17 protein-coding genes are annotated in these 19,931 nt (G+C 46.9%); 3 read left to right on the top strand and 14 right to left on the bottom strand.

The annotated features are described in order from the left end of the window. Positions 1-6: 6 nt before the first annotated feature. From BUB19_RS04635 to BUB19_RS04615, 5 genes are all read right to left on the bottom strand, one after another. Positions 7-1,401, bottom strand: a complete 1,395-nt coding sequence (locus tag BUB19_RS04635) for a mercuric reductase (protein ID WP_073092787.1) — start codon at positions 1,399-1,401, stop codon at positions 7-9. Between the two features lie 6 nt (positions 1,402-1,407). Further along, positions 1,408-1,689, bottom strand: coding sequence for a DUF427 domain-containing protein (locus tag BUB19_RS04630; protein WP_073092782.1), 282 nt, complete (start codon positions 1,687-1,689; stop codon positions 1,408-1,410). Between the two features lie 59 nt (positions 1,690-1,748). Further along, a complete protein-coding gene (locus BUB19_RS04625; protein ID WP_073092775.1) occupies positions 1,749-2,798 on the bottom strand; it encodes a pseudouridine synthase in 1,050 nt (349 codons plus the stop codon). A gap of 129 nt (positions 2,799-2,927) precedes the next feature. After that, a complete protein-coding gene (scpB, locus tag BUB19_RS04620; protein WP_073092769.1) occupies positions 2,928-3,488 on the bottom strand; it encodes an SMC-Scp complex subunit ScpB in 561 nt (186 codons plus the stop codon). A 2-nt stretch (positions 3,489-3,490) separates the two neighbouring features. After that, the gene (locus BUB19_RS04615) at positions 3,491-3,874 is read right to left on the bottom strand and encodes a TraR/DksA family transcriptional regulator (protein WP_073092763.1); all 384 of its coding nucleotides are present in this window, start codon (positions 3,872-3,874) and stop codon (positions 3,491-3,493) included. Positions 3,875-4,172: 298 nt separating this feature from the next. Between BUB19_RS04615 and BUB19_RS04610 the strand changes: the two genes are divergently transcribed. The 3 genes from BUB19_RS04610 (at position 4,173) to BUB19_RS04600 (ending at position 7,160) form a co-directional block, all read left to right on the top strand. Beyond that, positions 4,173-4,805, top strand: a complete 633-nt coding sequence (locus BUB19_RS04610; RefSeq protein ID WP_073092758.1) for a 3-keto-disaccharide hydrolase — start codon at positions 4,173-4,175, stop codon at positions 4,803-4,805. Positions 4,806-4,901: 96 nt separating this feature from the next. Beyond that, complete coding sequence (locus tag BUB19_RS04605) at positions 4,902-5,999, top strand: Ldh family oxidoreductase (RefSeq protein ID WP_073092751.1); 1,098 nt, start codon at positions 4,902-4,904, stop codon at positions 5,997-5,999. A 24-nt stretch (positions 6,000-6,023) separates the two neighbouring features. Beyond that, on the top strand, positions 6,024-7,160 hold the full coding sequence (locus tag BUB19_RS04600) for a DUF922 domain-containing protein (RefSeq protein WP_084096957.1): 1,137 nt from the start codon (positions 6,024-6,026) through the stop codon (positions 7,158-7,160). A gap of 108 nt (positions 7,161-7,268) precedes the next feature. Here the strand turns inward: BUB19_RS04600 and BUB19_RS04595 are convergent, their stop codons facing one another. The 9 genes from BUB19_RS04595 to BUB19_RS04555 form a co-directional block, all read right to left on the bottom strand. After that, positions 7,269-8,846: a calcineurin-like phosphoesterase C-terminal domain-containing protein gene (locus BUB19_RS04595; RefSeq protein ID WP_073092745.1), complete on the bottom strand. Its 1,578-nt coding sequence runs from the start codon at positions 8,844-8,846 to the stop codon at positions 7,269-7,271. 276 nt (positions 8,847-9,122) lie between these two features. Beyond that, complete coding sequence (locus tag BUB19_RS04590) at positions 9,123-10,253, bottom strand: FG-GAP repeat domain-containing protein (RefSeq protein WP_073092742.1); 1,131 nt, start codon at positions 10,251-10,253, stop codon at positions 9,123-9,125. 67 nt (positions 10,254-10,320) lie between these two features. After that, a complete protein-coding gene (locus BUB19_RS04585; RefSeq protein ID WP_073092739.1) occupies positions 10,321-11,025 on the bottom strand; it encodes a hypothetical protein in 705 nt (234 codons plus the stop codon). Positions 11,026-11,359: 334 nt separating this feature from the next. Next, positions 11,360-12,163 (bottom strand): alpha/beta fold hydrolase, encoded by an 804-nt coding sequence (locus BUB19_RS04580; protein ID WP_073092736.1) that lies wholly within the window; start codon positions 12,161-12,163, stop codon positions 11,360-11,362. Positions 12,164-12,166: 3 nt separating this feature from the next. Continuing rightward, positions 12,167-12,991, bottom strand: coding sequence for a sugar phosphate isomerase/epimerase family protein (locus tag BUB19_RS04575; RefSeq protein ID WP_073092733.1), 825 nt, complete (start codon positions 12,989-12,991; stop codon positions 12,167-12,169). 43 nt (positions 12,992-13,034) lie between these two features. Then, the gene (locus BUB19_RS04570) at positions 13,035-13,886 is read right to left on the bottom strand and encodes a sugar phosphate isomerase/epimerase family protein (protein ID WP_073092729.1); all 852 of its coding nucleotides are present in this window, start codon (positions 13,884-13,886) and stop codon (positions 13,035-13,037) included. 39 nt (positions 13,887-13,925) lie between these two features. Then, positions 13,926-14,960 carry a ThuA domain-containing protein gene (locus tag BUB19_RS04565; protein ID WP_073092726.1) on the bottom strand — a complete coding sequence of 345 codons (1,035 nt, stop codon included), beginning with the start codon at positions 14,958-14,960 and terminating at the stop codon, positions 13,926-13,928. 155 nt (positions 14,961-15,115) lie between these two features. Then, entirely contained in the window at positions 15,116-16,621 is a 1,506-nt protein-coding gene (locus tag BUB19_RS04560) for a RagB/SusD family nutrient uptake outer membrane protein (RefSeq protein ID WP_073092722.1), read from the bottom strand. 27 nt (positions 16,622-16,648) lie between these two features. Beyond that, the gene (locus BUB19_RS04555) at positions 16,649-19,750 is read right to left on the bottom strand and encodes a SusC/RagA family TonB-linked outer membrane protein (RefSeq protein WP_073092719.1); all 3,102 of its coding nucleotides are present in this window, start codon (positions 19,748-19,750) and stop codon (positions 16,649-16,651) included. Positions 19,751-19,931: the final 181 nt, after the last annotated feature.

Here is a 19,931-nt window from a genome sequence, read left to right as displayed (position 1 = left end):
GAGGGGTTATTCCGTGTTAGTCTCCACTTGTCCCATAAGGTTGTTCAGGCTTTCGGCAAGGGTAGGGTGGGCAATAGGCAGATGCTGGATCTGATCGTACGGAACCTTGCCCACCATGGCCATTTGCAGCACGGCCATGATCTCTCCGCCGTCCTTACTGAGGGTAGTGGCTCCGATAATTTGCTTATTTTTCGGATCTACCAAGACTTTAAAAAAACCTTTGGTCTCATCGGTTTCCAGGGCTCTCCCCGCATGTTTCATCCAGAATTTCCCTGTTTTATAGGGAATTCCTCTTTCCTTTGCCTGCTGCTCATTCCATCCGATCCGTGCGAGTTGGGGATCTGTAAAAACACAGTAAGGCACCAGGCGGTCCTGCGCTGAGAGCGATAGGTTTTCTTCAAAGATCCGGTTAAAGGCTATATGGGCATCATGATAGGCCATGTGGGTAAAAGGCGGGCTTCCGGCCACATCTCCCAGGGCATAGATACCGGGTACATTGGTTTCAAAATTATCGTCTACCAGGATATGGCCTTTGTCGCCCAGTTTGACACCCGCAGCTTCAAGCCCCAGGTGCTCACTGCTGGGTTTTCTGCCGGTAGCTACCAGCAAATGTGATCCGCTAATCGTGGCAGCACCCTTTTTTCCCTGGTAGTGTAGGGTAAAATACCCATTTTGAAAACCTGCTTTTTTTACATCGACGTTAAAAATAGTGTTGATCTTTTCTTCGGCAAAAATATCAGAAATTTCCTGACAGACATCTTCGTCCTCTTTGGGTACTAGTCTGGGTGCCATATCCATGATGGTCACCTTACTGCCAAATCTGCTGAACATCTGGCCAAATTCCAGTCCAATGTAGCCTCCTCCCAGGACGATCAGGTGTTCGGGGGTTTCCTCCAATTCCATGATACTGGTGCTGTCCAGATACGGGCATTCGCCCAAGCCTTCAATCGGAGGGATATTGGGGGCAGAGCCGGTATTGATAAAGTATTTTTCTGCCTGCAATACAAGATCTTCCTGCCCGGCTCTTTTGACCAATAGGGTTTTATCTGCCTGGAATACTCCTTCACCCATGATGATGTCCAGGTTTTCGGCTTTTTGTAATCCCTTGGTGGCCCCTCCCCGAAACAGCTCCACAATACGATTTTTGCGATCACGGACCGCCTTTTGGTTTACCCGGAAGCCTTTGACTTCTACCCCGAACTCACTCGCCCTGCTCACCATATGAGCGACCTTTGCAGAGGCCACCATGGTTTTGGTGGGCGAGCAGCCATCATTGATACAGGTGCCCCCCAGGGCCCTTTTTTCTATCAGTGCCACTGAGAATCCCTTAGCGCTTATCTTTTTGGCCAGAGGCATCCCGGATTGCCCGGCGCCAATCACTATGGAATGGTATTTTTTCATGAGCGATTATTCTTCTACTTTAATACCCTTCCAGAAGGCCACGTGATTTTGGATCTCAGCTGCCGCGTCTTTCGGGTTGGGGTAAAACCAGGCAGCATCCCGGTTGGTATCCTCTCCGATCCGAACATGGTAGTAATTGGCCCTGCCTTTCCAGGGGCAATCGGAGGTGGTATTAGAAATCTCAAAGAACTCCCTGTTCAGTGAATCGTGTGGGAAGTAATGGTTGTTTTCCAGGAATATCGTCTCATCTGACTGGGCCAGAATCTTATCTTTCCAAATGGCTTTCATAAAGTCGGGTTTAATTTCTGAATAAGATAACTAAATCCTTGCCAAAAACAAAAAGCGACTTATTGAGGTCGCTTTTTGTTTTTACGTTTATTCATGAATTTGAGGTTGATCACCTCTTTTTCATTTAGGAACCGGTACTTGCCGCGAGCAATATCTTTTTTACTCAACCCTGCAAACATCACCCTGTCCAGTGCCGTCACCTCATATCCGAAATGGGCAAAAATCCTGCGCACTATCCGGTTTTTCCCAGAATGGATTTCCAATCCCAAAATGGTTTTGTCCAGAGAAAGTACCTGAAGGTCATCCACCATGGTAAGCCCATCTTCGAGTGTGACACCTGCCAATATAGCCTCCAGGTCATTTTTCGCCAAAGGTTTGTCCAGGGTTACCTGGTAAATCTTTTTGACTTCGTAGGCGGGGTGGGTAAGCCTGGCTGATAACTCGCCGTCATTGGTAAACAACAGCAATCCGGTGGTATTTCTGTCCAGTCTGCCCACTGGAAAAAGTCTCTCCTCACAGGCCCCATCCACCAGGTGCATGACTGTCTTTCGCTCCAGCGGATCATCCGTAGTAGTGATAAAATCCTTGGGTTTGTTCAGCAACAGGTATACGGGCTTTTCGGGACGGATGGCCCTTCCCTTATAGACTACGCGGTCTTTGCGGGAGACTTTATAACCCAGTTCGGTGACCATCTTTCCATTTACGTTTATTTCACCACCCTCAATCAGCTTATCAGCCTCACGGCGGGAGCAGATACCCGAATTGGCAATAAATTTATTCAAACGGATTTCATCTTCATCTTTAGGGGAGCTCCTTTGAATGGATTTCAGATCATACTCGGGCTGGGATAGGCTCTTGTCTTTGTTTTTGCGGTTTTTGGAGAGTGGAGAAAAGGGCTTCCTGAATGATTTTTTGGAAGGATCTCTTTCCTGATAAGCGCCGTAGGTTGGTTTTTCATTTTTGCCCCTGCCCTTGTATTCACGTTTTTCAGAAGGGGTGTTTGCTTCCTTTTCCGAAGCTTTCTCATCTGATTTCCGCCCCTTCCGTCCGGAGCCTGGGCGGGCTGTTCTCCTGGAAAAACCACCCTCTCGTTCATTTTTTCTTTTCATAGACTTGCAGCATCTCTGCTGTATGGATAAATGGAATGTTAATAAGCTATAAATGAAGGAAATGTCTTCCTTCAATGCGCTTGCAAAAGTAAAAGAATTTTATGGATTTAGGACAAAGTCTTTTACAAATCAATCGGTTTGATTGCCGATTTCGTTTTCTTCGGGTTTGAAATCCTTAGGCTGTGGCAATTCGCTCAGGTCGTTGATGCCAAAGTATTCCATAAATTTCGGGCTGGTGCCGTAAAGGATGGGCCTCCCTATTCCTTCGGACTTGCCCTTAATGGCGACCAGGGATTTTTCCAGCAATTTCTGAACCGAATAATCACAATTTACCCCTCTGATTTGTTCAATTTCAGATTTTGTGACCGGTTGTTTGTAGGCGATAATGGACAAAGTTTCCAGTTGAGCAGTGGAAAGTCTCTTCTGGGATTGGTGCTTTTGGAGGATGGAAATGCTACTTTGGTAAGCAGGCTTGGTTAAAAACTGGTAGCCACCGGCCAATTTTTCCAGGTTGAATGCATGATCATCGGCCCGAAATTTTTCCTGGAGGGCAGCTATTGCCTCTTCCAGGTGCTCCATCGGAACCTCTGATTCAAACATTTCGGTCAGGCATTTCTGTATCTCCTCCAGACCCAAAGGGTCGGAGGAGCAGAATACCAAAGCCTCGATATGTCGGTGTAAAAAATCCAAAATTATTTCTTGGCCATTTTGGCTTCAATACTGTGCATGGTATGGGGTACAGCGCGTAATCTTTCTTTGCTGATCAGTTTGCCCGTATCCACGCAAACTCCGTAGGTGCCATTTTTAATTCTTCTCAGCGCATTTTCAAGATTGACTATAAACTTCTGCTGTCTGGCAGCCAACTGGCTCAAGCTTTCCCTTTCCAATGTATCCGCACCGTCTTCGAGCAATTTGGATGTAGAGGCAGTATTGTCTGTACCACTGTCATTTTGTTTACTGAGAGATCTTTTTAGTTGCAGAAACTCTTCTTTTGCTAAGGCTAGCTTTTCATTGATAAGCACTTCAAATTCCTGAAGTTCCTCCTTGGAATAACTGGTTTTTTCTTCCTGGCTCATATACAGTTCTTTTTAAAAATTTCTCTAAAATACAGTGACATTTCTTAAATCAAAAATCTATTTTTTTTATTTATTTTTTTAGTAGCCAGGGTACAATTGGCTGTGAAAGAATTTATTTTTCTATCCAGGGTAAAAAATTCTTAAAAACAGGATTAATTTTTTCTTCCAGCGATCAGGTAGGATTTAATTTGGCTTTTCCTTCCAGGTAAAAATGTACTCAGGGATTCTGCTTTCTTTTTTGAATTATCCCTTTAATTGTAGTAATTTCAACCAGAAGAAAATAACCTAAAATAAAAAAATGAAAAAAATCATAACAGTAGCCCTGTGCGCGTTGATGTCTTTTTCGGTTGCTGCGCAAAAAGCGGATAAAGACGGATGGATCAAACTATTTAATGGAAAATCCTTTAAAGGTTGGACGATAAGCGAAAACCCGGAATCCTTTAGTATAGAGGATGGTGTGATAAAAATTGATGGCCCCAGGGCCCATATGTTTTATACGGGTAAGGTGGAAGATCATGATTTCAGGAATTTTGAGCTGAAGATGCAAATCAAAACCATGCCCAGTGCCAATTCAGGCGTGTTCATCCATACCGATTTTCAGGAGGATGGCTGGCCTGCAAAGGGCTACGAAATTCAGGTAAATCAAAGCCATGGGGATTGGAGAAAGACCGGAAGCGTGTACAGCTTTAAAGACGTACGGGATACCTACGTATCTGACGGAGAATGGTATACCAAGCACATCATCGTGGATGGTGAAAATGTGACTGTGAAGGTAAACGGCGAGGTAGTCAATGAGTTTACTGAATCCCGGGACAGGGAGGCCATAGGCGATAGCCCTAAAAAATTGAGTAGCGGGACCATCGCTCTGCAGGCCCATGATCCAAACAGTGTGATATATTACAAGGACATCATGATCAAGCCACTTCCTTAAGCGGATCGACAGATGTTAACGACTTGATCAGTATTCCATTCCATCCGGCATATTCTTCAGGACTGTGCCGGATTTTTTTGTTAAACGGGTATAGATATGGAAGAAAATGTGCGATACGATCCCAAGGCATTGCGGGTCTTTATGGAAAGGGTTTTTTTGCATTTTGGCATACCTGAGAACGATGCCCGGCTGGCCACTGATGTACTTGCTTACAGCGATGAGCACGGTATTGATTCTCATGGTATTGCCAGGCTAAAGACTTATTATGGACTTTTGCGTGCTGGCAGAATCAATCCCAAACCCCGGGTGAAACTCATACGGGAAAAACATGCAGTGGTGCAGGTAGATGGAGACAATGGCCTGGGTTTGGTAGTGGGGCCGAAGTGTATGGATATTGCGATTGAAAAAGCCGGGAATTATGGTTCCGGGTCAGTAGCAGTATGCCACACCAACCATTTTGGTGCTGCGGGATACTACCCGCTGATGGCCGTAAAACACGATTTTATCGGGATGGCCATGACCAATACCAGTAAAGGAGTGGCGCCTTTTCTGGGAAAGGAAAGGATGTTGGGGACAAATCCGGTAGCGATGGCTTTTCCTGCAGACAAAGAACCGACGGTACTCATGGACTTTGCCAGCAGCACAGTGGCCTATGGGAAAGTGGAGATCGCCAGGAGGGCAGGAAAGAAGATCCCGGAAGGCTGGTGCCTGGACGCAAACGGAGATGCTACTACAGCCCCGGAAAAAATGATCAATGGAGGCGCTTTACTTCCCCTGGGTAGCAGCCGGGAGGGTTCCGGCCATAAGGGGTATTGTCTTGCTGGAATGGTTGATATTCTGAGCGCTGTACTGAGTGGAGCCAATTGGGGTCCGTTCGCCATTCCCTTTGCCATCGACACAGTCGGTGGGGGCAGGCAGGTTGGCAAAGGGATCGGGCATTTTTTTTCTGCCTGGGATGTAGATGGATTCCGGGAAGTGGGAGAATTTAAGCAGGAGATGGATCAATGGGTAAAAACCCTCAGGGCCTCGATACCTCTCCCGGGCGAGGCAGAGGTGCTCATCCCAGGGGACCCAGAGTGGCGGTCATACCGGGAAAGGACGAAGAGTGGCATCCCGCTTCAGGGAGAGGTGGTGGCCGACCTGAAAGCCATCGCTCAGGAGACCGGTATTGCCATGCCTCATAGAACCAGTTGATCAAAAATCCTGTTATGTTCTGTGATGGCAATCAGGGAATTAAAAAGGATATGCTTTGGCCGTATGGGTCTGATTCTGCTCAGGCACTTACTATGTCTTATTTTTTATGCCACCCCTGTATTGGGTAAAACCTACTCTCAAAATATTGACCCCATTTCTCTCCGGGTTTTTTCACAGCTATTTGTTCCAGGCGAATTCCACATCAAAGGGGTGATTGACGATAGGACTGACAGGTCTCCGGTGGCCTTCCTGGTGGCCAGCTTGAGCAGTGGCAGCCAACTGGAAACGGTGGATTTGGAGGGAGGAGCAATTTCAGCCCTCCAAAAGTATATCTTTGGCGCCTTGCCCAGAGATCAGCGACTGCGCCCCGTAGTGATCAGGATCAGGGACATGAAAATCATCGAAGTTTTGGCGGATGCCAGAAGGGGCCTGGTAGAAGGCGAGGTGTACCTGGATTTTTCCTTTGAGTTGGACAGGGGTGACGAGCTGATTCATTTGCTTGATTTTCAGGGGGGTGTGAGCTACAAGAGAGGCGTACGGCAATTTTCAGTGATAGAACCTGTGCTTCGCAAATCTATTAACAATTCGCTCACCTACTTCAACGACTGGATGGAACGGGAATCAACAGAAGACATCAAGCTGGCCCGTGAGGTGAAAATTAATATCAGAGACTACCGCGAAGACAATCGGGACGATACTGTTTTTTACAACCCACAACGGCCTTTGACATGGAAGGACTTTACTGGTAGGCCCAGATTCAATAATTTTGCTGCATCAATTTTCGCCAGTATCTCCTACGAAGGAAACAGTTGGATAGAGGAGGGTGAGGTTATTGTAGACCTGGTCTTCAAAACTTACATGTTAAAAAGCTCCTCCTGGGTGAGGGGGACGAACAACAGTTACGGGCTCAATCACGAACAGCGGCATTTTGACATCGCCAAGATTATCGTTGAGCGGTTAAAGGAAAAAGTGGAGACCCTGGATCTTCAGCCACACAATTATGACCGGAAAGTGTCCTTTCACTACCTCGAAGCTTACCGGGAAATGAACGAGCTGCAGGAGCGATATGATAGGGAGACGGCTCATGGGATGAATTCCAGGGCTCAGGAAAGCTGGGATACCTGGATTGACGAAGAACTCGCCGCTTTCGGTGTCAGGTGATCGTTGCATGTCTGAATTGGTAAATCCGGTCCCGGGGATCAGGAAAAAAAATGACTACATCCTCGTGGGGAGTAGCCATTTTTTGAACTTGGGTTGGTGGTTTTCAATTCAATAAGATACGGGTTCGGCGATGGTATACTCGCTGGTTTCTGTAAAGGTCCTGCCAAACATGTCGGTTGCCCGGACTGTAATGGTGTGCTTGCCCAGAGGAAGGTTCGTAGGAATACTTCCCCGCCACAAGTGTGTGGAATTGACAGGGTTTGATGGTCTTCTGCCAGGAACCAATTTTTCCATGAGGTCCCATTCCATCACGTCTGCCAGATAAGCGGGATCCGGGGCCTCAGTCCAATTCATGGTTTTCCATTCTCCTTCGTCAATTTTGTATTCGACCTTGTCATTTTTGTCGCCCATGTAAAAATTGGCGAAGATTCCGGAGGAACTTCCCCTGTTATTGGCGACAACCTTTGGGTTAAAAATTTTGATCTGATGCTCCAGTGGTTTTCCGATTACCTGATAATCGATTTGATATTGATTGCCAACCACCCTCAACAGGGCATATCCTTTGGGTGTGCCGTCTCTCATGGTAGATACAGGTATGCCTTCTTCATTGAGCTGCCCTGAGTACCAATCTCCAGAAGTGGTGCCGGCATTGTATTCATGAAATCTTCCTGCTCCTTCCCATCCGTCTGCCGCTGTATAGAAATTGTGCCGCTGGAGATGGGTATGGGCAGAAATAGCGAGCCTGTTGGGATATTCCTTCAAAAGGTCAAAAAGCCGTTTCCGGTCGCTGTCCCTGAAGGAATTCTCATTTTCGTGCCACAAGGGAATATGAAAGGACAACACCACCAGCCTGTCTTTATCCACGTGTTTGAGGTCATTTTCTATAAAATCAAGTTGGTCCTCCCTGAAACCTCCCCAATACCCCTGCCCATCGCGGGGATCCGGGTAAAGTATGTCTTCCAATACGATGAAATGGGCATCACCGTGGTTGAAGGCATACGCTGAAGGGCCAAAAGTTTTTTCAAAGGATTCATCGGACTGGCTATCCGTAGTGGCATCATAATTCATGTCATGATTGCCCATCACGTTATACCAGGGCCAGGAAGTATTCTTCAATACCTCGGCATATTTGGGATGGAGGTCCAGATCATCTCCCGCCAGATCGCCCAGGGATATGCCAAAACTAATTCCTTCTTCATCTTTGGCTTTATCCACTACCCCCCGGGCAAACAATTCCAATTCTTTTTCTGTGTAGGGCTGCGGATCCCCAAAGATCATTGCGGTAAAAGATTCTTGTTCCTCAGTAGGGTACAGGGCAAAATCTACGGACCGGGGCAGGGATCCTGTAGGCTCAACGCCCTTGTACTCGAGATCTGGAGATCCGGCGGGTTTGTGGATATAGTAGTACCGGGGTAGATTGTTTTCTGATACCGGTACGGCATAGCCAGCAGGCTTGATTACAAAAATGATGTCGTCATCACCAATTGGCAGGGTATAGGCTCCTTTTTCATCTGTAAGGACCACTTCCACTCCGTTACTTACTGCCACCTGAGGCAGGCCTTTTTCCCGTCTTTCCTTTTTCCCGTTTTTGTTACTGTCTTCATAGACAAATCCTTTCACGGTATCCTGGGCATGCAGGCAATAGCTGAAACATAGCGCCCAGCAAATAAATAGTATTTTTTTCATGTGTATACGATTTGATTTTTAATGGTCAGTACCTGTCCGGACACAAAACCGGGAGAATCGCGATAAATTGAAGGAATCATTTTCCTGCGGGTTTAACCCTAATTATTATCGTTTCGATTTTAGGGATTCTTAGTATTTTTTTGAGCAAGTTACGGCATTCGCGCATTAAGCTGGTAAGCTTAACGTTAAATTTTGGTTACGATTGTGAATCAACAATAACCCGCAGTAATCTTCCCGATTCAAAATGCAGTAAGCAAAAAAACTCTTCCGGCTATTTTACTTGCTGCCTTTGTTGTGAAAAACGACCAGACCATCTTTTCCGGCCACCACAATATCCAGCAGGCCGTCCCCATTCAGATCTTCTACTGCAAAGAATAAACCAGCGCCCTTGCCTTCTCCAAACGGTCCGTAGCTGATGATGTTTTTCGTAAAGGATTCACCGTTCCATTTGAAATAATAGAGTCCCATAGGGTCGCTGGCTCCGGGATCATTGCCATTATGCGCCCGGTACCTTTTACCCGTAATCAATTCCATCTCGCCATCATTATCGATGTCTTCCCATTCCATGGTATGGTACTGAGACTGATACGGATCAATGGGATGTTGGGTAAAGGTGATGGCATTGCCTTGCCGCTTTTGCTCGTACCAATGCAGTCCGTAGTCATGCCCCTGACCTACGATCAGGTCATTCAGGCCGTCTTTATTTACATCTACTACCAGAATGGGAACGCTTGCACCTCCCAGCTCGAAAGCCTTATGAAGCCTCCATTGACCTTTTTCCAGGTTTTCAGGTGCTTCAATCCAGCCTTCCGGCACGATAAAATCTCCGCGTCCGTCTCCATTGATGTCACCAAACCCCAGACCATGACCGTGTTTTTCCGTTACCGCATGCTTATCAAAAGTGCCGGTGCCTTTGCCATTTTCATCTCGATTGAGGCTGTAATAGGCCAAAGGTTGATTTGGGGTATTGGGCACGATTTCCAAATTTCCATCTCCATTTACATCCCAGGCCCTTGTTGTTTCAACGTTACCGGTATTGGCAATTTCATGAGGTGTCCACTCTCCATTGGTTCCGGGGTTTTCTACCCAAAAAAGCGTTTTGCCAAACCATCCGCCGGTCACATAATCCATGTTTCCGTCCCCGTTTACATCCAGGGGAATGGTGGAGAAGTCGTCAAAATATTCACTTACCCGCTTGACTTGTCCGATAAGGTATCTCTTGTTGAATTCGGGACCCTGATACCAGTAGCTGCCCGATACCAGATCGGGCTGACCATCTCCATCCACATCGAAGACACCTACCGATTCTGCGCTTTCCATGGCAATCAACTGTTTTTCGAACACCACCGGCCTGGGGTCCTCTGTAGCAAAAAACAAGACACTGAGCACTAATAACGTTACATTCATAATTTAAAGTAAAGGCAAAGCGGTGGAAAAGTATCCTGCACTGTCCTGTTTTTGAGACATTCTTGTGCTATAGCCCGGCAGCAGGGTTTACTTTAAAAGTAATTTTCCGTTTGATGGTGGAAATATACCAGATCAAAGCATAGATGAACACAGATGTGCCGATCATTTCAAGGGTCTCTTCCAGGGTATAATAGCTCATGTACAGGAGACCAAAACCCTCACTGTCCATCTGATTGCCTCCGAGCATTTCCATACCAATCGCTCCGGACAGAAAGATCGCTCCGGAGACCAGCATGAATAACAACATCCGTCTGTTCAAGTGTCTGAAAAAGGGAATATAAATGATACCAAGGAGAAGCAAAGCGGCAGAGTAGGGGATGATCCATGCATAGTACAGGTAACCGGATACATCAAACAACTCTCTGGAATAACCAATTAAAAATTCATGTATTTGTGTGGCTTCATCCAGGGTAAGAAAGACGAAGACAATTGAGAGACCCAGCCAGCCGATGGCGTTCTGCTTTTGTTTTCTTTCAATTCTGTATACCAGGTAAAGAAAAATGGCGGCTACCAATAAAAGTAGAGAAGAGAAGAAGGCAGGAATGTTTCCTTCCTGGTTAAAGTCAAAAAGGCGGATAAAAAATTCGTAAAGAGCTCTTTTTTCGACCATGGAGTGTTGCATCCACACACTCACGAGGTTCAGGATCAGCAGCACTAAGATAATGATGCCCAGGATTTTTAATACGTTCACCGGAGGTATTTTGAATTTCATAGTTGGTTAATACAAAATGATAGCTAAATCCGACTGAATGGTTGTCCTATCCGGGCTGGCTGATCCTGGCGTATGGCCAAATCTTTCGCTGGGCTGCAGTTTGGATACTTTTTATGGGGTAACCCAAGCCGCCACAATCCACAGGCAGTCTGGTATTTCCGGGTATCAAATCCGTTCAAGATGGCTCATTCCTGGTCGGGTTTTTGGGTTTAGTTGCATACAATTAACAATTTGTTTTTAATTATTTAACAATTATTTATAAAAAAATGCTGCGTCTCCAATTAAACAATCGGAGACGCAGCATTTGTTAATGAGGCAGAAATAGGAATTTTACTCAGTTCTCGGCCAGCCATTGGCGCACCCTGTGGTTAAAATCATCAAGATTCTCCCAATGGAAGGCGTGGCCGCTATTCGGGTAAATGTGTAGCTGGGAATTGGGAATGGCAGATGCTACTTCCCGGGTCATCCATTCGGGTGTAAATGCATCTTTTTCACCCCCAGTCACCAACACCGGCTGCTGAATACCGGAAAGCAGGTCCAGCACATCGTGGTGCATACAGGCCTCTGCCTGCCCTGCCAATCCTATCAACGGCTGAGGATTTGGATCCAATGCGGCATTTTTCCTGTCTTCCAGCATGCTGTGGTACATGTCCGGGTCATCAAAGGAGGTCTTTGAAAAGATCAGCAGTTGTATATATACGGCAAATTCCTCAGGTTTTAGCCTTGCCTTAATGTCGATCATGTGTGTGAAGATATCCCTGGCGGTATTGTCGCACCGGGCCCAGGGGCACATGAGCACCATAGATCTCACCAGCTCCGGATGCCTGATGGCAAGTTGCTGGGCGATAATGCTTCCCATGGACACTCCGGCTATTCTTGCCTTGTTTATGCCCAGGTGATGCAGCAAGCCGGCACAGTCGTCGGCCATCTGAGCAGAACTGTAGGGACCGGGAGGCTTGTCGGACGATCCCACCCCGCGGTTGTCTACCAGAATACACCTGAAAGACTTTTGCCAGTAGTCTACATGTTTTTCCCATACACTTCCGGGAGCGGTAATGCCCATGATCAGAAGTAAAGGTTCCCCCTCACCTCTTTCTTCATAATATAGATTTATTCCATTGCTTTGGATCGTTGGCATGGCTTATTTTAGTTTTGGGATGAGAGATCCATAGACCCATTTGCCGTCATGGAGCGTTACAAAATCAGGATCCTCCAGCGCCTCCTGTCCCTCATCTTCACAAATGATCCAGCCATCGAAATTTTCGTCTTTGAGCCACTGGGTAATCGCTGTAAAATCTACTTTTCCTTTTCCCATAAGGGTAAACTCCGGATCGCCATTCCAGTCCTTGTAATGGACGTGGTTGATAAGTGACTGGTATCTTTTCATTTCTTCCAGCGGATCCATTCCCCCATTGATAATATGACCTACATCCGGACACCATCCTGTCACATTTGCGTCCAGCCCTTCCAGTATCACCATGTAATCCTCCGCCGTTCTGGTAATCGAACTATGTGGGGAATTTGGATGAAAGCTGCTAGTCACTCCTTTGTCTTTGGCTCGGGCGGAAACTGTATTGACAATGTCGATGAGATTTTTCCTCCGCTGGTTGATATCATGTCTTCCCGTTGGGATTTGCACGGTACACAGCACGGAACCTGGAAACCTGGCCAGTAATTTTATGGCCTCATCAGCAATTCTCTTTTCTTCATCCGTCTCCTTGCTGCCATTCCAGTCCAAAGCAAGAGCAACCGCTGCCAATTCAATGTTTTCTTCTTTAAGTTTTTTCTCGAGCAGATCTGCATCTGCCAGAGGTCCCATCCAGGTGAAGATGGGCTGAATGCCTTCAAAACCGGCTTTGGAGATCACCTCTATCATGTGTCCCAGCTGACCTTTGTAGGTCTCGCCGTTATTACTCATAAACCAGGTGTAAACTTCTGCTCCAAAGCGGAAAGGTAATTTATCCATAAGACTGTTTTTTTAGTTTAAAATATTTGATATGCGGGTAGGATCAAAGGCCATGTTTTTCACCCATCTCTTTTATAAACTGATATCCATTTTCAGCCATTTCCCAAGGCTGAGAAAATTCCCTCCAGACTCCTATGGAATTGGCAAAATCAGGATCATTTCTGGTAAAACCTTCAATGGTCAGCCAGCCTTTGAAGCCGATTTCCGCTAAGGTGGAAAAAGTGTCGTCCCAGGGCACATGTCCGGACCCGGGTGTGCCCCGGTCATTTTCACTGATGTGCACATGTCCCAGATACGGAGCCACTTTCCTGAGGGCGTCTCCCAGCTTTTTCTCCTCAATATTGGCATGATGCGTATCAAACATGGCCTTCACATTGGGGTGGTTGACCTTTTTGATGAGGTGAATGAGCTGATCCATGGTATTGCAAAGGTAACATTCAAAGCGGTTCAGTGCCTCAGGTGTAAGAATGATACCTGCTTGTGCAGCATGCTCGCCGGCCTGCTGCAATATTTCAGCGCTCCGGTTGTATTCGTCCTCTGTAGGAGATCTTTTGGCAAAAGTGGAAAAGGCCGAATGGAAGGGGCCGCAGATTACTTTGGCACCAAGATCGTGCGAACGGTCAATGGTCCATTTGATTTTGTCCAATGCTCTGGCACGTACTCCGGCGTCCGGATCGATGGGATTCTCATCCGGTCCCAATACAAAAACGGTCGTTGTGTCCAAGCCGGTTTGCGCAGTGAACTGTCCGATCTCCCTGTAGGCTTTTTCGTCGGGCGAACCAACGAAGAACTCTACTCCGTCGTAGCCTATGGTTTTTAATCGTTCGATGATGGGTTTCAAATCATCCGAAACAACGGCTGACCATGCCAGGACATTAAATCCGATTTTATTCATTTTTTATTGTGGGTTGATGTTACTTGTCCGTAAAAGTCCTTATTCAAAATCTGTTACCTTCATTCCCTGGCGGAAATTGTCAAAGCCAAACATGGTGGGCGCATAATCGCCGACGATGTCGACTACAGCTTCTTCAGGGATCATCGGTTCCATATCCAGACCCCAATAGGTGGCATTGATGATCAGCCGGCGCAAATCCTCACTTTGTAAATCTACAGAAGCACCCATTGTACTGGCAAATACGCGCCCTTTTTTACCCCCATCCAGGTTGTAGGATTTGGTCCAGGCCACCGGCATCAGAGACTTTTCCCAGTTAATAGGGGCATCAGGATTCATTCCGGAAGTGGAGGCACCGTGTACGAGTACGGTGGCATCATCTCCAAGGTGGGTAACTGTATAGACATCAGAGGCAGCCCAGATATCAGTTACCCCGTTCAAAATTGGGTTTTTGTTGGCCACCTGAAGGCCGTCTAACATGCCTCTTGTACCCTCTTTTGCATGCTGTCCGTGATGCGCCACCCAGGTTTCACCAAGTATTTTCCGCCCGAAACCTTTTTCCCAGCCAGGCACTGTACTTTGCCAATGGTATTTGGCATAGGGACTTTTGCTGTCCTTGCCGTAGTTAAAGGCGTGCGTGGAGGTTCGCAGTGCGATCAATGGTTTTCCGGCCTGGAGAAAATCATCAAAATATTTCATTTGTTCATCCGGTAATTCTCTGAACCTAAGCAGAATGATGGCCAGATCTGCATCCTGAAGCTCCTCCATCCCGGGTATGTTGCTTTTATGGTTGGGTACTATCTGGTTGTTTTCCGGGTTGATGGGAAAAAGTACCGTCGTCGAAAACCCATGGTGGGTAGACAGGATTTTGGCCAGCATGGGCAGGCCCTCTTCGGAGCGGTATTCGTCATCGCCACTGATGAGTACAACTTTTTTGCCCTTTCCAGGACCATTTTCACCTTCAAAGTGTAGCATTAGCTTTTCGTCCTGAGCCATGCTCCAGCCGAAGGTAAACAGATACAATGCCAGCAGGACGGGGAGATACCTGCTGTTGCGGTTAAAATAAGGTGTTGTCATAGGGAATATTTTAATTCAGATTGAAATTAAGCAAATTGTTTTGAACTATCCTTAAGGAAGGCTTAGCGATGTTACAAAAAAAGGATAAAAGGGGCAAACCGGGAATCATTTCCCGATCCAACCCCTTTTATCACCTATTGCCGTACCTAACCAGATCAGTAGCCAGGGTTTTGGCTCAATTTATCATTGTTTCTGATTTCTGCAGTAGGAATGGGGAATAGTAGCTCCCGTTCCCGGAGAGTGGGACCATAGGAAAACTCATGGCCAACATAGTCTTCAAATTCGCGGGTGTTGACGTTAAAAGCTTTCCTCAGCCTGGCCATGTCGTACCAGGTTTTGTTTTCGAAGCACAGCTCCACCCATTGCTCTCTCCATACAGCTTCCCGGAATTCCTGCTGACTGAGGTTTGCCAGGTCGGGAAGGTTGGCCCTCCTTCTCACCAGGTTTACTGCTTCGTAGGCTTCCTGAGTAGGGCCGTTTACCTCATTGATGGCTTCGGCATAGTTGAGCAGTATTTCTGCATACCTGTAAACGGGCCAGTTCATACCACTGCTGGTGGTACTCAGCTGAGCTTCTTCGTCAAAATGCTTCCAGATATAGTAGTCTCCCAATTCCATGGTGGTGCTCCTGTCAGATTCCAGGCTGTACTCGGTATAGAAAAACTCCTTTTCCTCGGCTCTTTTGTCGCCTGGTTCAAAAGATTCCACAAATTCCTGATTGGCGAAGATACCGCCAGTCTCTGCACTGTAGGCAGAAATCCCCCTGTTATAGGGTATGATAGATACCTGCCAGGACGATGGAACTGTAAACGCGGCATACTGGATCATAAATATATTTTCGCCCAGGTTTTCATCGTCCACAGAATGGAGCTGGTCGTAGGAATCAAACAGTTCGAATACACCGGACTGGATGACCTCGTTTGCCTTCTCGGCTGCAAGCTGGTAGTATTGATTACCAGCCTGCAGCGGGTAGCCGGCCATGGTCAGGTAAACATCCGAAAGCAGGGATTTTACGGCGCCCATGGAGACCCTTCCGCTGACATCCCTCCAGGGAAGACCCGATCCCTCGGCCACTTCCAGGTCTGCTACAATCTGATTGTACACCGCCTCTGTAGTCGCAGGATCGGGATACAATTCGGGACTGGTCAAATCAATGGAAGTGGTGATCAATGGGATGTTTCCAAATATTCTGATCAGATTGAAGTAATAATATGCCCTGAAAAAGTGGGCCTCTCCCAATCGACGGTTTTGCAGGGCATTGTCCATTTCTATTTCAGGTATTTTTTCAATGGCCAGGTTGGCGTTTGCGATTCCCCGATAAGAACTGGTCCAGTAGGTTTGTCCGTAGCCATTGTCTGAATTGTTGATCAGATTGCGTACGAAGAGACTGTTTTGCGCCTGTCCCAATTCGGTGTTCGCAAGACCAGTGGCAAATTCCAGCATCATCCAGGGACCGCCACCAAAACCACTAGACATCACCGGCTGCAGACTTTCATATATAGAATTTACCACGCTGGTAGCATGCTCTGGCCTGGTGAAATAATTCTCCAGCGTGAAGTTGGATTTGTCGGTTTCTTCCAGGAATTCATTGCATCCCCAGGCCGTGCTCATCAATACACCGATGACCAGGACACGGCTTATTTTTATGATGTTATTTTTCATCTTTTTATTTTTTCTATGTTTTACAGATTACAGAGCGATGTTTACACCCAACATGAATACCCTTGGTTTTGGGTAAGCGTACAGGTCTACGCCCTGATCGAAGGGAGAGCCTGAGGTGGAAACTTCCGGATCATAGCCCTGAAATTTGGTGCTCAGGAAGAAGTTCTGCACGGAAACAAAGGCACGCAGGCGGTTCAGTTTGATCCTTTGGATCAGTCCCGGATCAAAAGTATAGGCAAATAGCAGGTTTCGCCCTCTCAGGAAAGAGCCATCCTGTGCCCTGTCTGTATCATTAAAGGTATTATAGCCGGCTGTAAGGGGCCTGAGTTGGGCAATATTGGTGTTTTGGTTCTCCGGGGTCCAGGCATTCAGCACCGTTCTGAAACTATTGGCAATGCCCTGGCGGTCTTCTGCAGAGTGCTTGCTTCTCCACAATACGTTATTGCCATACATAAACTGCAGATCGACCATAAGCTCAAAGTTTTTGTACTGAAAGGTATTCATCAGCGTTCCAAAACCTTTGGGAATACCCTGACCGATGATTACCCGGTCATTGTCATTGATGGCACCGTCTCCGTTTACATCTTCATATTTGATATCTCCCGGAAGCTTGAAATACTGGGCGGCGAGATCTGCCTCATCGGTGTCCCAGGTACCCAGGTGCACAAATCCAAAGAATGAGCCTACGGGCTCACCCTCCCGGATGATCGTAGACCCGGAAAAGATGTCTGCTCCACCTGTAAGCTCCAGGACCTTGTTTCTGTTCACAGAAATGTTGAAGTGGGTATCCCATTTAAAGTCATTGTTGACCACGTTTACGGAATTCAGTGCAAACTCCACCCCTTTGTTTTCCATACTACCGATATTACGTGTCACCTGGGTATATCCGCTACTGGAGGGTACCGGTGCATTGAGCAACATGTCCTCGGTCAACTTCCTGTAGAGGTCCAGCTCGAATGTCAATCGGTTGTTGAATAGACCCAGTTCAACTCCTACATCTGTCTGGAATGTTTTTTCCCACCGCAGGTCAGGGTTGGCCAGGCGGTTGATCCCCAGTCCAATGGCCCTTGAATCGTTGAAAATCACGGTATAGTTACCCATTCCGGCGAGTGCCTGATAAGCCGGTATTTCAGAGTTGCCGGTGACACCATAGCTGGCCCTGAGTTTCAGGTTGGACAGCGTTCTGCTGTCTTTCAGGAAATCTTCCTCTGATACCCGCCATGCAAGCGCAGCAGAGGGGAATACCGCATATCGGTTGGCCTCTCCAAATTTGGAGGATCCGTCAATCCGGCCCGTAAAGGTCAGCAGGTATTTTTCTTTCAGGTTATAGTTGAACCTGCCAAAATAGGAATTCAATCCATAAGCTGAGGTGCCGGAAAGGGTCTGAAAGACGTTGGCCCCGGCACCCAGGTTATTGAATTTGAAATAGTCATCCTGGAAATTCTGGGATCTTGCGGTGCTGTTAAACCGGTCTACATGCTGCCAGGAAATTCCCAAAAGCGCATTGATAGATTGATTTTCGTCTATGTCTTTGTTATAAGTCAGATAGTTTTCAAACTGCCAGGAGTTTAGCCGGTCATTCATCACGGAAGCATCTCCTCCCTGATTTCTTGCAATATAATTCAGCATCCTTCCTCCGTAATAATCTACACGCTGATTGATGATATTCGTTGCCAGTACTGACCTCAGTTCCAGGCCCTCCGCCAGGCTGAAATTGGCATACAGGTTGCCGAGCATGGTTTGGGTGTTGACCATATAGACGCGATCTTCTACCACGTGAAGGGGGTTGTTTCCACCTTCCATACCGGGATAGTCCTCGTTGCCGGCCCAGCTTCCGTCAGCATATTTTACCGGTATAATGGGCAAGGCTTCCAGAACCTGCCGCATGGCAATGATGCCTCCAGCACCCAGGGGATCTACCTGTCTTTCCCGCTGGTCTGTGTAACTCAGTGTTCCACCTACCTTGACCCAATCTTTGATCTGGCTGTCAAACACAAATCTTCCTGCGTATCTCTTTAAGAAAGAACCGCGCATCAGGCCTTCTTCATTTCTGTGATTGACATATATCCCGTAGGAATCCTTTTCATTTCCACCCGTCAGGCCCAATTGATAATTTTGGGTAATTGCCTGGCGAAAGGATTCGTCCTGCCAGTCGGTATCATGCAGTGGGTTGCCATTGGCGTCAAATAGCAACGGGTTTGTCCTTTTCAGCTGGGGATCCCTGTAAATGCCATTGGCCCATCCGGTAGGATCGTATTTTTGCGCATTCTGGTAGGCAATATCCTCTACCATCAGGAATTCTTCCGAATTCAGGAGCGGGATTTTCCGGGGAAGTACGCCCACGCTGAGGTCAGTATCGAAAGTGATCATACCTCCGGAATTGCTGCCTCTTTTGGTAGTAACCAGAATTACTCCGTTGGCACCCCTGGCACCGTAAATGGCTGTAGCGGAGGCGTCTTTCAGCACTTCAACAGAAGCAATATCATTGGGATTAATATAGTCGATAGGCGTACTTCCATTGGCAAGACCTGCCGCGTGAATGATCACCCCATCAATCACATACAGGGGATCATTGGCAATACTCACCGAGGTGTTTCCACGAATCCGTATATTGGCCCTTCCGCCAGGACGACCAGAGTTGACCGACACGTTTACACCCTGTATCCTTCCCGAAAGCGCCTGGTTTAGAGAAGCCGCCGGCCTTTCCTGAAGTGCTTCGCTGCTGACCGATCCCACAGCACCGGTGAGGTCTGACTTTTTCTGAGTGCCATACCCGACCACAACTACCTCGGAGAGGTCCGAAAAGGAGGAATTTAGCAGGATTTCCAGATTGTCCATGCCTTCCTGTACGGTGACCTCCTTGGTTTCATAGCCGATAAAGCTGGTGACCAGAACATCCCCATTGGAGACCTCAAGGCTAAACTCCCCGTCGATGTCGGTGACGGTACCTCTCGTGGTACCTTTTACCAGCACAGACACACCAGGTATCAGCTCCTGATCTTCCTGTGCTTTGACTACTCCGGATATCGTCCGGACTCCCTGTGCCATAGTATGGCTGCTTAATAATAGCAGGGAGAGGACAAATACAGCCAGACTGTATTTGTAAATTTTTGGGAAAAATTTGTCCATAATTTTAAGGTTTATTGATTAATTAATTAAATAGGTAATTTATTGTATGATTTGCATAGATGAATTAGAATTAGGTTAAATTACCTAAATAATTTAAAATATTCTATCCTGTACTATGCTGGTTAGCTTTTTTTTGGGTTGACTTTTTTAAATAATACGCAAATAAATTTTATAAAAGGAA

Origin of the sequence: Cyclobacterium lianum (genome assembly GCF_900143075.1) — a bacterium.
GTDB classification, from domain to species: Bacteria; Bacteroidota; Bacteroidia; order Cytophagales; family Cyclobacteriaceae; genus Cyclobacterium; species Cyclobacterium lianum.
Note: the sequence above shows the minus strand (reverse complement) of the source record. Positions and strands in the feature narration are given on the sequence as shown.